The organism is Ensifer canadensis (assembly GCF_017488845.2).
Classification (GTDB): Bacteria; Pseudomonadota; Alphaproteobacteria; order Rhizobiales; family Rhizobiaceae; genus Ensifer; species Ensifer canadensis.
In genome coordinates this window covers 70,135-83,330 of record NZ_CP083373.1, presented here as the reverse complement: position 1 = coordinate 83,330, position 13,196 = coordinate 70,135, and the positions used below count along the sequence as shown (strand labels likewise).

General features: G+C 57.9%; 11 protein-coding genes and 1 pseudogene. 5 read left to right on the top strand and 7 right to left on the bottom strand.

Translation table 11 applies throughout. From position 1 onward, the window contains the following. Positions 1 to 195: 195 nt before the first annotated feature. Together J3R84_RS29980 and J3R84_RS29975 are read left to right on the top strand one after the other, a co-directional pair. The gene (locus J3R84_RS29980; RefSeq protein ID WP_057223610.1) at positions 196 to 1,224 is read left to right on the top strand and encodes a substrate-binding domain-containing protein; all 1,029 of its coding nucleotides are present in this window, start codon (positions 196 to 198) and stop codon (positions 1,222 to 1,224) included. Between the two features lie 127 nt (positions 1,225 to 1,351). After that, positions 1,352 to 2,449 (top strand): ROK family protein, encoded by a 1,098-nt coding sequence (locus tag J3R84_RS29975; RefSeq protein ID WP_203529845.1) that lies wholly within the window; start codon positions 1,352 to 1,354, stop codon positions 2,447 to 2,449. A 6-nt stretch (positions 2,450 to 2,455) separates the two neighbouring features. Here the strand turns inward: J3R84_RS29975 and J3R84_RS29970 are convergent, their stop codons facing one another. The 6 genes from J3R84_RS29970 to J3R84_RS29945 all read right to left on the bottom strand — a co-directional run bounded on the left by J3R84_RS29970 (position 2,456) and on the right by J3R84_RS29945 (position 8,137). Beyond that, positions 2,456 to 4,732: a xanthine dehydrogenase family protein molybdopterin-binding subunit gene (locus tag J3R84_RS29970; RefSeq protein WP_057223606.1), complete on the bottom strand. Its 2,277-nt coding sequence runs from the start codon at positions 4,730 to 4,732 to the stop codon at positions 2,456 to 2,458. Positions 4,733 to 4,746: 14 nt separating this feature from the next. Continuing rightward, positions 4,747 to 5,769 (bottom strand): FAD binding domain-containing protein, encoded by a 1,023-nt coding sequence (locus J3R84_RS29965; protein ID WP_203529846.1) that lies wholly within the window; start codon positions 5,767 to 5,769, stop codon positions 4,747 to 4,749. Beyond that, the gene (locus tag J3R84_RS29960; protein WP_203529850.1) at positions 5,766 to 6,269 is read right to left on the bottom strand and encodes a (2Fe-2S)-binding protein; all 504 of its coding nucleotides are present in this window, start codon (positions 6,267 to 6,269) and stop codon (positions 5,766 to 5,768) included. Before J3R84_RS29960 ends, J3R84_RS29965 begins: the two co-directional genes overlap by 4 nt. 156 nt (positions 6,270 to 6,425) lie before the next feature. Then, entirely contained in the window at positions 6,426 to 6,677 is a 252-nt protein-coding gene (locus J3R84_RS29955; RefSeq protein WP_057205477.1) for a WGR domain-containing protein, read from the bottom strand. Positions 6,678 to 6,903: 226 nt separating this feature from the next. Then, positions 6,904 to 7,107, bottom strand: coding sequence for a hypothetical protein (locus J3R84_RS29950; RefSeq protein ID WP_057221708.1), 204 nt, complete (start codon positions 7,105 to 7,107; stop codon positions 6,904 to 6,906). Between the two features lie 454 nt (positions 7,108 to 7,561). Next, positions 7,562 to 8,137 (bottom strand): TetR/AcrR family transcriptional regulator, encoded by a 576-nt coding sequence (locus J3R84_RS29945; RefSeq protein WP_057205481.1) that lies wholly within the window; start codon positions 8,135 to 8,137, stop codon positions 7,562 to 7,564. Positions 8,138 to 8,268: 131 nt separating this feature from the next. Between J3R84_RS29945 and J3R84_RS29940 the strand changes: the two genes are divergently transcribed. Both J3R84_RS29940 and J3R84_RS38870 read left to right on the top strand, forming a co-directional pair. Continuing rightward, entirely contained in the window at positions 8,269 to 9,306 is a 1,038-nt protein-coding gene (locus J3R84_RS29940; protein WP_203529851.1) for an aldo/keto reductase, read from the top strand. A gap of 528 nt (positions 9,307 to 9,834) precedes the next feature. Next, a pseudogene (locus tag J3R84_RS38870) lies at positions 9,835 to 10,240 on the top strand (nitrilase-related carbon-nitrogen hydrolase); the annotation flags it as partial. Between the two features lie 720 nt (positions 10,241 to 10,960). Here the strand turns inward: J3R84_RS38870 and J3R84_RS29930 are convergent. Next, a complete protein-coding gene (locus tag J3R84_RS29930; RefSeq protein WP_082571750.1) occupies positions 10,961 to 11,497 on the bottom strand; it encodes an NUDIX hydrolase in 537 nt (178 codons plus the stop codon). 1,202 nt (positions 11,498 to 12,699) lie between these two features. On the opposite strand from J3R84_RS29930, the gene J3R84_RS29925 reads away from it, so the two are divergent. Beyond that, positions 12,700 to 13,101, top strand: a complete 402-nt coding sequence (locus J3R84_RS29925) for a YjiS-like domain-containing protein (RefSeq protein WP_057221706.1) — start codon at positions 12,700 to 12,702, stop codon at positions 13,099 to 13,101. Positions 13,102 to 13,196 lie beyond the last annotated feature (95 nt).

Genomic DNA, 13,196 nt, shown 5'->3' with positions numbered 1-13,196 from the left:
CCCTCCACCGCTAACAACATCTTCCTAATATAAAAGGCCCGTCACCAGGGATTCCCAGACAAACGTCCAGGACGTTACGTAACTCTTCGCGGCGATCAGCATCCCTTGCTCCACTCACTTTTAAAGTTCCCGCAGCCCCAGGGATCTAATTGGATGGAAAATGGTTTCCCATCTATGCGGAGCTTAGGACGATAGATGAGATTGAAGGATTTTGCTGAGAAGTTGGGCCTATCCCCAACGACTGTCAGCCGTGCGCTCGCCGGCTATCCAGAGGTGCGCGAGAAAACGCGCCAGCGCGTTTTGAAAGAGGCTAGCCGGTTTGGTTATCGTCCCAACAGCACGGCCGTCCGCCTTGCAACCGGTAAAGCAGGCGCTATAGGCATCATCTTTGACCGTTCGCTGGCCTACCAGACCGCAGAATTCATAACGGGAGTGGGACGGGCCCTTGTCGCCCGGGAGTGCGAAATGCTGATAGCCCCTGTGGCATCCGGTTCCCAGGATTCCGATATAGAAATGTGCGACAGGTTGGCGAAAGGCGGACGCGTAGACGCAGTGATATTGAGCAGTCCATTGGCGGGTGACGCGCGGATCACTTCGCTCCTCGAGCAGCGCGTTCCCTTCCTGACCTACGGCCAATTGCCGGAGTGCTCAGATCACGCTTGGTTCGATATCGACAGCGTAGGGTTGGCGAAACTCGCCACGGAACATCTGCTGGATCTCGCGCATCAACGTATCGCCCTGATAAACGGCCCACAAGAACTCGCTTTTAGTTCGCAACGCCACCGAGGATATCGGGAAGCACTCGCCGAACGGGCGCTGCCATACGATACTGAAATTGTAGCGAATGGCGACCTGACCGATGAGAACGGATTTGTCGTGGGGCGGTCCTTTTTTGAACAGCACCCGCGCCCCACGGCCGTTGTTACAGGGTCTACAACCAGCGCACTTGGCGTCTATCGCGCCGCAAAAGCTTGCGGCCTTATAGTGGGTAGAGACGTTTCGGTCGTGGCTCATGACGACAGACTCGCATATCTGCGCGCCGAACATATGTCACCTACGTTGAGTGCGACGCGTTCATCCCTGCACCGAGCCGGCATGCGTGCAGGCGAGTTAATCCTCGAACTTCTTGCCGGACGACCAGCAAACGAGATCCACGAACTGTGGCCGGCCAACTTCGTGCAGGGCCAATCAACGGCTCGCCATCACGGCCGGCGGAGTCATTAGCCAATCGCGAGAGGCAATCCGTCGGGACACTGGCGGAAATCGAGCGTCACTCAGGAACTGCCGCGGCCCAAGGAACCTCAACGCGGAACCCGCGTTTGGATGGTAGTTAAATGGCGGGACGAAATTCATGGCAAAAGCGACCAGGGCACGGGCGGAAATGGAACGAAGCAAGGGCAAGCCCATTGCGCATGGGGCAGGGGATCTCCCCCGGGTTCGTGTCGATGAGTATAATTTTGAAATCAAAGACAAGAACGGCTTCATTGGCGACAGAGCCAACAAGGAAGCATTCAAGGAGATGATCGCACGCTGGCGCAAGATCGCATCCGACAACGCCCCCGACCCTCTGGGACGCAAGCAAACGGAAATGCTCTCGAAAAGGACGATCGATCGTTTCCTGACTGACGGAAAGCCGGCGGCGGCGGTGACAGTGTGGAGTGCGATCGAGGAGTTCGCCCATGAGCTCGTGTCAGTCTTGCTGCGGTATCTGGCGGAGAAAAGCTGGAGCGGTACACAGAAGGTGGTGGTGGGAGGCGGCTTCGTTTCCAGCCAAGCCGGGGCGTTGAGTATAAAGCGAGCCCAGATGATCCTGAGGAAGCAAGGTTCAGCAATGGAGCTCAATATAATTCGTCATCATCCCGACGACGCGGGGCTGATCGGAAGCGTGCACCTTTTACCTCATTGGATGCTCAAAGGGCACCAAGCGATCCTCGCTGTGGACATCGGTGGAACCAATATTCGGGTTGGTGTCGTCGAACTGAACACACAAAAGGCTAAGAACTTTGCTCATGCGAAGGTTGGCAAATCGCACGTATGGCGGCACACCGACGATGAGCCGAACCGGACCACGTGCGTTGAAAAGGTCGCCGCGATGCTCAGGCATATGGTGGAATATGCGCGAAAGAAAAAGCTCGATCTCGCTCCAGTAGTCGGCATCGCCTGTCCCGGGATCATCGAAGAAACGGGCTCGATTACCCGCGGTGCGCAAAATCTGCCGGGGGGCAACTGGGAGAGCGAAAGCTTCAACCTGCCCGAGGTCTTGCGACGTGCGGTACCGAAGATTGGAGACCAAGACAGTTTTTTCGTCATGCACAATGACGCCGTCGTACAAGGGTTGTCGCAGCTTCCCTTTCTCGATGATGCACAAAGCTGGGGCGTATTGACGATTGGAACAGGCTTGGGCAACGCGCATTTCTCCACGAAGCCTGAACTCAATAAAGTGGCCTAGGTTCCATCAGAGGTGATGCCGAGGCCCGTTATCGCTCGACGTGCCGCTCATTAGTAACTTGTCGATAGTAATGGGAAAGTCGCGGAAACGAGTCCCTGTTGCGTGAGATATCGCATTTGAAACGGCAGCGGCAACACCGATAATGCCGATCTCGCCCAGTCCTTTTGCTCCGATGGGGCTCACCTTGTTGTCATCCTCCTCGACAAAAATCACCTCAAGCCCGTCGATATCGGCATTTGTGGGCACGTGATACTCGGCCAAGTTATGGTTGACGATCCGGCCGATGCGGTGGTCGATCATCCCCTTTTCATGCAACGCCATGCCAATTCCCATCACAATGCCGCCCAGAATCTGGCTTCGAGCGGTCTTGGGATTAAGGATGCGGCCCGCGGCAATGGCGCTGACAACTCGCGTGACGCGAACAACGCCGAGATCAGCATCCACCTTGACCTCGGCAAACACGGCTGAATGGGTGTAGGCAGCAAATGTCTTGGCGAGTTTCTTGTCTGGCCCGGCTACTCCAAGTTCTTCGATGGCCGAGACGCCGACAAAGCTCATGATGTCGGACAAAGCCAGACCGAGCTGGTGATTGGTCTTGAGAACGAGGCGACCCTCGGCAATTTCGACTTCCTTGGCTGCGGCGTGTTTTAGCGGCGTGCCAGACATGACATGCGCATGCTTGAGGAGAGTTTCAATGACACGCTTTGATGCTGCCTGGACGGCAGTACCAGATGATGCAGCTGTGTAGGATCCGCCTTCGACGGCCGTCTTAGGAAGAGAAGAGTCCCCGATCTGAACGGTGACGTTGTCAATTGGAACATCGAAGCAATCAGCGGCAATCTGGCCGAGGATCGTATAGGTGCCGGTCCCGATATCGGAAGCGGCAGCCGAGACGTAGACCTTGCCATCAGAAGAAACCCGCACTTTGGCTTCAGCTGGCGACATTTTAGCTTCCCATAAGCCCGTTGCCATTCCCCAACCCACAAGGTCATTTCCCTCGCGCATCGAGCGCGGTTCTGCCGAACGCCCTGACCATCCGAAGCGTGAAGCGCCTTCATGGTAACAAGCCATCAACGCCTTGGAGGTGATTTCCTTGTCTTGGTTCTGGTCCCGATGGGCGAAATTGCGGATGCGGAAATCCAATGGGTCAGTTCCTGTGGCGAAAGCGAGTTCGTCAATTGCCACCTCAAGGGCCGTTATACCTGTTGCCGCCCCGGGCGCGCGCATATCGCCTGGAGTAGAAACGTCGAGCTTGACGATTTCATACGTAATCTTGACGTTTTCGCAATGGTAGGCGAGGCCGGACCAATTAGCGACGTTTTCCTGGTAATCTTCATGACGGGACGTCGAATGGACGGCATGGTGCATGACCGATATCAGGTTTCCATTTCCATCGGCTGCAAGGGAGACCTGTTGGAAACTAGAGGGCCGCCAAGTCAGGTAAAACATCTCGCGGCGGCTCATCTCGACCTTGATCGATCGTTTCAGATCAAGGCTCGCCATCACAGCCAAAAAGAGTTGGTACTTCGGCCGCAATCCCTGCCCGAAAGCACCTCCTACGAAACTGTTCTTCACCGTTAATTTTTCGGACGCTAACCCGAATACATTGCAAATGTACTCGTGGGAGTTCTGCGAGCCCTGGGTTTTGTCATACACGGTCAAATCGCCGTTGCCATTTCGTATCACTGTCGTGGCGAACAGTTCCATCGGATTGTGATGTTCACCATCCATCCGGTACTCGGCGGAAATCTTGTATGGCGCGGCTGCGAAGGCAGCGTGCGCATCGCCGCGAGGCGGCGGCGGCATAGATTGCTCAGAGCGGGGCACCGGCGGCACGTAGCTTTCGTCGAGATTGCGCTCAAGATCAGTTTGCGGACGGTTGGGCAGATAGTGTACCCGCACACAGCTCGCTGCATCTCGTGCCGCCTCGTAGCTGTCGGCAACCACAAGTGCCACGGGCTGACCGTCGAAAAGTATGCGGTCATTTTCTAGCGGGCGGAAGGGATGACCGGGCAGAGCGACCTGATCCTTCCACTTGCTATTTCGGTAAGCGACCGCCGGGCGGTTTTCGTGCGTGAAGACCTTCACGACGCCGGGCATGCAGGCCGCATGGTCTATGTCGATCGAGGCAATCTTACCCGTTGCAATATTGGCGGACACCACGCATCCAAACAGCAAGCCTGTGTCAAAATATTCCGCGGCATACCGCGCCTGACCGGTTACCTTTAACGGGCCATCCACGCGTGAATGTGGCGCGCCGACCGCTTTGTTTTCGCGTAGCATGTAAAAGCCCTTTACTATCGTGTCTGTCGCGGCCCATTCCCCTGAGATTGGGACGGACGCGTCGCCGCCTCGGTCAGTGCACGCGCAATGGCACGCTTCGCCAACACTATTTTGAAATCGTTGTCACCGTATCCTTTGGCGCCGGTCAACAGCCTGTCGGCAAGACGGCGGAACGTTGCATCTTCCGCCATTTCCCCAGCGAACTCCGCCTCAACCAGAGGGTCTCGCCAAGGTTTGTGCGCCACCCCCCCGAGGGCCAGCCTCACATCAACGATGCGTCCGTCGGATAGATCAATTGCTGCGGCAACGGAGACGAGCGCAAAGGCATAGGAGAGGCGGTCACGCAGCTTCAAATAGCTGTTGTGCGCGACGAAGTGGTTAGGCTCGAGTCGGATCGCGACGACGATTTCGCCAGGTTCCAATGAGTTGTCCCGGTCTGGCTCCTGGCCGGGAAGCCGGTGGAAGTCGGCCAGCGCAATACAACGTTGGCCTTTCGGTCCTATAACCTCGACTGTCGCTCCCAGGGCGGCCAGGCCAACGCACATATCCGAGGGATGAACTGCGATGCAGCTTTCGCTCGCACCAAGGATAGCGTGATTTCGATTAAAGCCGCCGCGCGCAGAGCAGCCCGAGCCGGGACGGCGCTTATTGCAAGGCGTGGCAGGATCGTAGAAGTAGTAGCAACGGGTCCGTTGCAAAAGATTACCACCGGTCGTAGCCGCGTTGCGCAATTGTGGTGATGCACCAGCCAGAATGGCGCTTGTGAGTAGGGGATAGCGATTCATCACTCGTCGATCATGGGCGAGCGCCGAATTGCTGACCAGCGCGCCGATCCTCAGCCCGCCATCGGGCAACTCTTCGATGTCTTTCAACGGCAGGCGGTTGATGTCGATGATCGCTTCTGGATGCACAACATCGTATTTCATCAAGTCAACGAGATTGGTCCCGCCCGCGAGGACGAAAGCGCGCGGATTGGCTGAAAGCGCGCGTATCGCATTCTCCACGGATTCGGGCCGGGTGTAGGAAAACGGCTTCATCGTCCGGATCCGTCCGTTTTATGCCGACCATTCGACTGCAAGAACGTTTCGATGGCGTCGATGATGTTGGTATAGGCGCCGCACCGGCAGAGATTACCGCTCATCAGTTCACGGATCTCGGCGCGTGAATACGCTCGGCCTTCATTGACGAGGCTTATCGCGGAACAAATTTGACCCGGCGTGCAGTAGCCGCATTGAAACGCATCGTGATCAAGAAAAGCCTGTTGCATCGGGTGCAAAGCATCCGGAGTGCCGAAGCCTTCGATCGTCCTTATATCAGCTCCATCCAGCGATACGGCGAGCTTAAGGCAGCAATTTATGCGTTCACCATCAATCAAGACCGTGCATGCGCCGCATTGTCCATGATCGCAGCCCTTCTTAGTGCCCGTAAGCTCGAGCGGACCGCGCAGCAGATCCAGCAGCGTAATCCATGGGGCGATTTCGACGTTTGTTGTTTGGCCGTTGACCATGAATGATACCGCGCACTTTGGTGCGTGCATCGACGAGCGTGTGATCACGGGAAACCCTTTCACTGCTGCTCTGGGCCAAACGGCAGTCGCTTAAGAATGTTCCAATAGGCCAGACGAATGTTTCCCCGTCGCGCCGATGTCAACAATCATCGGTTTTCCGCGAAAACAGCAGTATCCTAGTGATTTTCAACAAGTTCCCTTGAAAACATAGCCCTTCGCGGACTTCCGGCGGACGATTTTCCGAAGAAGCACCAAAGCGTCCGTCTCGGATGCAAAGTGGTGGCTCATCTCCTGGCCGCGCGTACCGATACGCCCCCAAGCTCGAATGAGGGAAACTTCGCCAAACAGCGTCGGCTGTATCGACAACATATAATAGCGCGCCATGTTGCGGCTTGGATCTATCCGTTGAAAGTATAGGTTGGAGCACTGCTGGGTCATGAACACAGCATCACGTGTTCAAGATTCCGCGTCCAATCAGACTTTTGAATCGGTTGGGGCGAACTGATTCACGTTGTTGATGTAAACGCCCGTTCAGAAACAACGGAGAATCTAATGCGCCGGTGCAGCGATGGAGAACGGGACCGCGGCAGCGAAACCCTTTCTTCCGGCGGAATGAATGTGTTGCGGGCGCTTACTGACCAGAATTCATACACAAACTTTGGACCTAGGAGAGCCGATGCCCGACGAAAGCGTGATCCGCGCCTGAGCGTCGCCAGATAATCTTGGATGCAAAAAGATTGTTTAGGTTGAGGAAATCAGCCTGTCCAAACGGATGCTTTTGGATCGAGCAGGTGTTCTTGGCGGTCACGATGACGGTGTCGCGGGCGGCGCTGGATCCGAACCTGGACACAGCGACGAAGACGGACATCGCACTGGAGCGGTCCTATCGGCATCGGCAAGAAACTTGCCTCGTATGGCGATCGCAGCCGTCGTCGGATCGAGGAGATCGGGCGCCTTGATACCAGGTTGATGGTGCATATTGATCGGTTTCTTCGGGAGCAGTTTGAGAGAGCGACAGCAATCCTTGAAGGGCATCTGCGTGCGTGAAGCTGGCGGCTTGGTCTTGCGTCTCGAACTCCCCGCCTGGAAGTCTTGGACCGCTTGACCAAGACAGCAGCGGTAAGGGCTGGATCTGGTATGCGACTTGATTTCGAACCTCGGGCTAGTAGGCGCACCTACGAAATCAAGATTTCTGGGTCGGCGAACAGCCGCCGCCCGTGAGAGTCCAGGACTCCGGGGAAGGGGATTCGCGTCATGCTAATCCCGGAGATCCGCCTTCTCGAGGTCAGATCGCATGAGGGAGCTATGCGGTCTTCGTCGTGTTACGCCGAAATCGGTTGGTCCTGGGCCTTTCCGGTCACCCGGTCGCGCACGCTCTCCAGAATCTCGTCGGACAAGACGGGATCGTTCACCGCCCGGGACATGACGAGAGCGCCGACGAAGCTTGCGACATCCGCGATCGCTTGGCTGCGGTCAGGCTTGAAACCACTCTCCGTCTGCCAGTTCTCCATATGGGCGATCAACCCGCGGATATGATCTGTCACCGGGCCTCGCTCCGCCTCCGGCAGTCTTGCGAGCTCCGGCCCAAGAGCGGCCACGGTGCATCCCGCTCCAACGGCGGCGCGATGCTCTGGTGAAAGATAGGATTTCGCGAAATCGTCCAACGAACCACTGAGGGCATCGGCGCCTAGCATGTTCTGCATCGCATGGGCCAGCGCTTGCTCTGCAAGATCGCTCTTGGATTTGAAGTGGCCGTAGAAGCCGCCATGGGTGAGGCCGGCCCCTTTCATGACGGCATCGACACCGACGGCATGGATGCCATTCTCGCGAAACAGCTTTGCTGCCGTATCGAGAATCCGCTGCCGGTTATCCTTTGCCTGTTCCTTGGTCGGACGCATGCGCAACTCCTTTCGGAAAATACCCTTGACAAACTATATGACGACCGTCATTTAAATGCAATGCATGACGATCGTCATTTAAATAAACAAACCCGGCGGAAACTCTTTTTAGAAGGATGAAGCACATGAGCATGCGTTATAGAGTTTTGGGCCGCACCGGCCTTCGCGTTTCGTCGTTGGCGCTGGGCACCGGCAATTTCGGCACCGGCTGGGGCTACGGCGCGGACCGAGAGACTGCGAAGCAGATATTCGAGGGTTACCGCACCGACGGCGGCAATTTCATCGATACGGCCGACCAGTATCAGTTCGGCCACTCGGAAACGCTGACCGGCGAATTCATCACTAGCGAGCGCGACGATATCGTGCTCGCTACAAAGTTCTCGCTGGGCGATGCGCCGACCAGCGGCTTGCAGCGCACTGGCAACAGCCGCAAGGCGATGATTCAATCCGTGGAAGCCAGCCTGAAGCGCCTGAACACCGATCGCATCGATCTTCTCTGGGTGCATATGCCGGATGCCGTCACCCCGATCGACGAAATCGTCCGCGGCCTTGATGACCTCTCCCGTTCCGGCAAGATCCTCTATTCCGGCCTGTCGGACTTCCCAGCCTGGCGCGTCGCCACCGCCGCCACCTTGGCAGACCTGCGCGGCTGGTCGCCGATCTCGGCGCTGCAGATCGAATACAGCCTCGTGGAACGCACCGTCGAGCGCGAGCTGATCCCCATGGCCAATGCCTTTGGACTGGGCACCGTTAGCTGGTCACCGCTTGGCGGTGGTCTCCTCACCGGAAAATATCGCAAGGGCGAGACGGGCAGGGCGCAAGGGCTCGGCGCGGTCATCCATGGTGAAAGCGACGATCGCAAGACGGCAACCGTTGACGTGGTTCTGGCGATTGCCGAGGAAACCGGACTTCCTGCCGGTCAGATCGCCATCGCCTGGGTACTAGCCAAAGGCTCAACGCTGCCGATCATCGGTCCGCGCACCAAGGAGCAGCTCGACGACAATCTTTCAGCACTCAATGTTCGCCTGACCGAAGAGCAGATCGCCCGCCTCGATACCGCCAGCGCCATCCCGCTCGGCTTCCCCTACGATATCGTTACCGGCAGTCGCGGTCGTCTGGCGGGCGGCAAGGAGGATGTGATGGACTGGCCGGCCGCTGCGGTGAAGTGAGGCCGTTGATCGGCCGAATTTTCCATCCGTCATGCTCGGCCCGGGGCGAAGCTTCCGTTTTCGCGGGGTGAGTCCTCGGCTCACCACCCGGGGATGACGGAGTGGCTCCCGGACAGAAGCCCAATGTCGCCGCGACGATGTCGAAGCAGCCCTCCATGGACGTGTTCTTTCGACGTCGGCAAGGCTTTGCCGTTGTCGCCCTGGGACTAGGGAAGCGTAAGATTGGGACAGTGAACGACGGGCGTCAAGCTTGGCGAGAGGTGTTCGCGCCAGGAGTGCGGTTGTTACCGTTCTATGTCATGTTATGTTATTTCATTACATAAAATCAGATAAGAGTAATTATGGAACTTGGTTGTGTTCTTCCATGGGTTCCTTTTTGCATACCGCGCATTTCAGTTCTCCCGAATAGGTTTTCTGGCTTTTCCGAACCCAAGGATGATCTGGCAGGTTTGGGCCACGACTATTTCGCCCTTTCCGCGCAAGTAGGGACCGCCGATTTTAGTCCCGCCATCTGCAGCCAAGGAAACTCCCGTGTTCGAACTACCGTTCGGCCGCGTCGGCATCGCTATCTGCTACGATGGCTGGTTTCCTAAAACGTTCCGCTCGCTTGCGCTGGCTTGCGCCGAACTCGTTTGCGTTCCCACGAACTGGGTGCCGATGGCGGGGCCGAGAGCGTCGCCGCGCCAGTGGCGAACATTCTCCATAAAGCGGCTGCCCATACGAACGGCCTCTTCATCGCCTGCGCTGACCGGGCGGGAACGGAACGCGGACAGCGTTTTATCGGGCACAGCCTGATCATAAGGATGGCTGACCAGCGCCCTGCCCGGCAAGCGCCGATCGCCAGGAATTCCTCGTTGCGAAAATCGATCTGTGGAGCGTCGCCGGGACCCGGGCGCTCAACCGTTTCAACCATCTGCTCGGCGATAGCCGCGCGGTGGAAGGAAGTAAACGTCGCCAGTGTGCTCTTTTGGTGGACTATCGTCCAATTCGACGTGGCCTATTCGCATCGAAGCCGTCCCAACCGAGCGCAGGATTACCCCTCGATCGCGGCAGACTGGCGTACGTGGCCGCCGGGTCATGTGTTACCCGCGAGCATGACGACGAACAACGCGCCGATCCCAACCGCACGGTTTTGGTGCGGTGAGCGGCCCGTCATTCGCCGTCGTCTCCGGTGCAGTGCGTCTAACCTACGGTGAGCGTAAGTCCCCTACGCAACGTTGCCGGCATCCGCCTAGAAGCTGGCTCCTTCCAATTTCGCGATCAGCATATCGCGGTCCTCTCCGGACTTCAGCCGTACCGTCAAGGCCGTGCTCTTGACAGGCACCTGGGGTGGTAGGGACACGGCAACGCCCGGAACGTTCTTGGCTGCCCATTGCCTGAAGCGGGGCAGCTTGTTCGGGCCGCTGATGGGGAAAGTGTGGCTGTATCTGAAGCTCATTGCGGGTTCTTTCTCAAAATGGGCAACGGCCGGCACGCGAATCGTCAGCGTTGCTCCGCAGGGTTCGATCTGGGATTGGACAAATTCCTGGCGCCCCTCTTGCCGTCGCAGGTAGCGGCGCCAGGCGGTCAGCGTCTGGCGTTGACCCTGCGGATGGGAAATGCGGTGCGCCGCCGATCGCGCCGGGGGAAGATCGTTGAAGACATCCGTGTTTCCTCAGCTCCTTATCTTGCTCGGCCCAGCGCGTGCAAGATGACGGCTGGCGGGCCGGTCGGAGGGCTCCAGGCGCTCCGGCGCGGTCGCCAGCGCCCTGACGAAGGCGGAAAGCTCGATGTCATCGAGCCTGTCCGCAGCCGCCTCAACGGAGAACCATCGCCGCTGCCTCTGATCTTTTTCTCGCCAGTGGGTCAGAGTGCCTCGTACATTCATGCCGAACACGGCGACGCGGCAGGGGATCTCCGAGCCGTCGTCCAATGCCTTCATGTATCGATAGGTGGTGACCGGTGAAGGCCACATGTCACCAATGATCCCGGCCTCCTCGAAGGCCTCCCGCGCCGCTGCGACAAGGAGCGGGTATCCTTTCATCGGCCATCCCTTGGGCACGATCCATCGCCCCCGCCTGCGTGACGTTATGAGTAAGACCTTCGGCGCGCCGTCGCGCCGAATGCGCCAGGGCAAGACCCCAACCTGCTGCAATTCGTCGATGCCGCTGGCCCTCAATGCATGATCGTCGATTTTTGTGTTGTGGCTCATCGTCGGCATCCCTCCTCAAGAAAGGTGGTTGCAACACAAAGCGGACGCCGGTTGTGACCGACGGAAAAAGCGCGGCGGGCGGCTAAGAATTGGCGTCTTGCACCATGGGCAGCGGGCCGCGGCAACGGGAAGATGGCGATTGCAGGTGACGCAGATCGGGCGAGATCGTAAGTGGGACATGGATACGCTCCATTAACGCGCCGTGTGTTCGGCACGAATAGAACCGCACTGTTCTTGATCATGTGTTCCCGGAGCGGCGGGTCTGTGGCGGCGTTACAGAGTCAAGGCTGCCTGCTCCGGGAGGGGGAGCATGCTTGATCGGTAAGACTCAAAATCTTGACAGACGTATCCATACACATGCCCTGCATTTAGACAGCGCATGCAGCAATTTCAAGGGTAAGCTCCTTTCAACGCCTCCGTTTCCGGAACGCCGCGGAAGCCGCCCGCAGAGCCGCATGGGCAATATTCAGGTGCGCGTTAATTCTCATCATTTGTTGCTCGATGAGGTGACCGGCCTTGACGTCACCACCCGGGCGGGATCATCCAGCTTCTTTCCGATATCAGAGCCCGCATGGGCATGGCGATGCTCTCCGTCACCATCATCTCGCGCTGCTCGCTCAAATCGCCGATCGCGTCATGTATACCGGCCTCTCGTCGAAGTCGCCCTGCTTGACACTTACGGTAAGGCATCGGTGGCGACCGACTTGTCGGGATCATCCGAGCCCGCTCTGAGGGTCGCCCTGCGATGGTTTTCGCTGCGTTATCTTACGCTTTTTCACGCGTTCGACCTTCCCTATCGCGGCTGGATCGATGACAGAATGGCTAGCCCGTCACAACTCCGGCCCCCGAGGTCCGTGTCGGCTGGCGCGCGGCGTGCTCGAATTACCGGTCGTCTAGCCAGCGTCCAAAGGCCGCATCTCGACCAATTGAATCCAATGCCTCAAGTGACCACATGGGAATCATGACTACTTCACGTCGACACAAGAAATACTTGGTTCTCTCAGCGTCCCTGCTGACGCGCTCGTAGCCCCGAGCGGCTCGAACGCACCCGTTCGCCGTTTCGGGGATCCCTCTCAAATAAACGATCTGGCCACGGCTACTCGCGCTCGGCGCTCAGCGCCGTTGCGTCTGCATGCCCGTTCGCCGCTTCGCTTCCGCGACCACGCGAGCGGGCCGATCAATGCTGCGAATGGAGGGCAACAATGTCCGCATACGAACACTCATCACCCCAAGACCGCCAGGATCCGACGCTGCGCAATTTCAGCGTGACGAAACTTCTTCTACGTACCCTGCAACGCCGGCAGCGGAGGCGGGCGACCGCCGCGCTTCACAACCTCGACGACAGGCTGCTCGAGGACATTGGTATAACGAGGAACGATATCCCGCGGATCGTCGAAAGGCTCCTCAGCTACAGAGCAGAAACCGCACTCTTTGGAACTACAAGATATGCCGCTGATAAGGTTTTGAGGCCGCCTTGCGAAGCTTCCGGGAGGTCAAAACGGGCCATTGGGACGAAGGAACTCGGAAGACACCGAACGGCAAATAACGCCAACTGGAAGCCTTCGATGAAGACAAAACGTCGACTGCTGGGAATGCCTCGTTGACTCTACTCTTCTCCGAACTCCAGCGGCATATCGCGGCTTCGTGCAGAATACTTAGATGCGAATCCGATCCGCCGCCACTATGCAGGCGGTGATGT

Excerpts from the sequence above, each read along its gene's own strand:
- J3R84_RS29975 (WP_203529845.1), top strand. The coding sequence starts at position 1,352 with ATGGCAAAAGCGACCAGGGCACGGGCGGAAATGGAACGAAGCAAGGGC.
- J3R84_RS29945 (WP_057205481.1), bottom strand. The coding sequence starts at position 8,137 with ATGCGTCCGACCAAGGAACAGGCAAAGGATAACCGGCAGCGGATTCTC.
- J3R84_RS29950 (WP_057221708.1), bottom strand. The coding sequence starts at position 7,107 with ATGTCCGTCTTCGTCGCTGTGTCCAGGTTCGGATCCAGCGCCGCCCGC.
- J3R84_RS29965 (WP_203529846.1), bottom strand. The coding sequence starts at position 5,769 with ATGAAGCCGTTTTCCTACACCCGGCCCGAATCCGTGGAGAATGCGATA.
- J3R84_RS29940 (WP_203529851.1), top strand. The coding sequence starts at position 8,269 with ATGCGTTATAGAGTTTTGGGCCGCACCGGCCTTCGCGTTTCGTCGTTG.
- J3R84_RS29960 (WP_203529850.1), bottom strand. The coding sequence starts at position 6,269 with ATGCACGCACCAAAGTGCGCGGTATCATTCATGGTCAACGGCCAAACA.
- J3R84_RS29970 (WP_057223606.1), bottom strand. The coding sequence starts at position 4,732 with ATGCTACGCGAAAACAAAGCGGTCGGCGCGCCACATTCACGCGTGGAT.
- J3R84_RS29980 (WP_057223610.1), top strand. The coding sequence starts at position 196 with ATGAGATTGAAGGATTTTGCTGAGAAGTTGGGCCTATCCCCAACGACT.
- J3R84_RS29930 (WP_082571750.1), bottom strand. The coding sequence starts at position 11,497 with ATGAGCCACAACACAAAAATCGACGATCATGCATTGAGGGCCAGCGGC.
- J3R84_RS29955 (WP_057205477.1), bottom strand. The coding sequence starts at position 6,677 with ATGACCCAGCAGTGCTCCAACCTATACTTTCAACGGATAGATCCAAGC.
- J3R84_RS29925 (WP_057221706.1), top strand. The coding sequence starts at position 12,700 with ATGTCCGCATACGAACACTCATCACCCCAAGACCGCCAGGATCCGACG.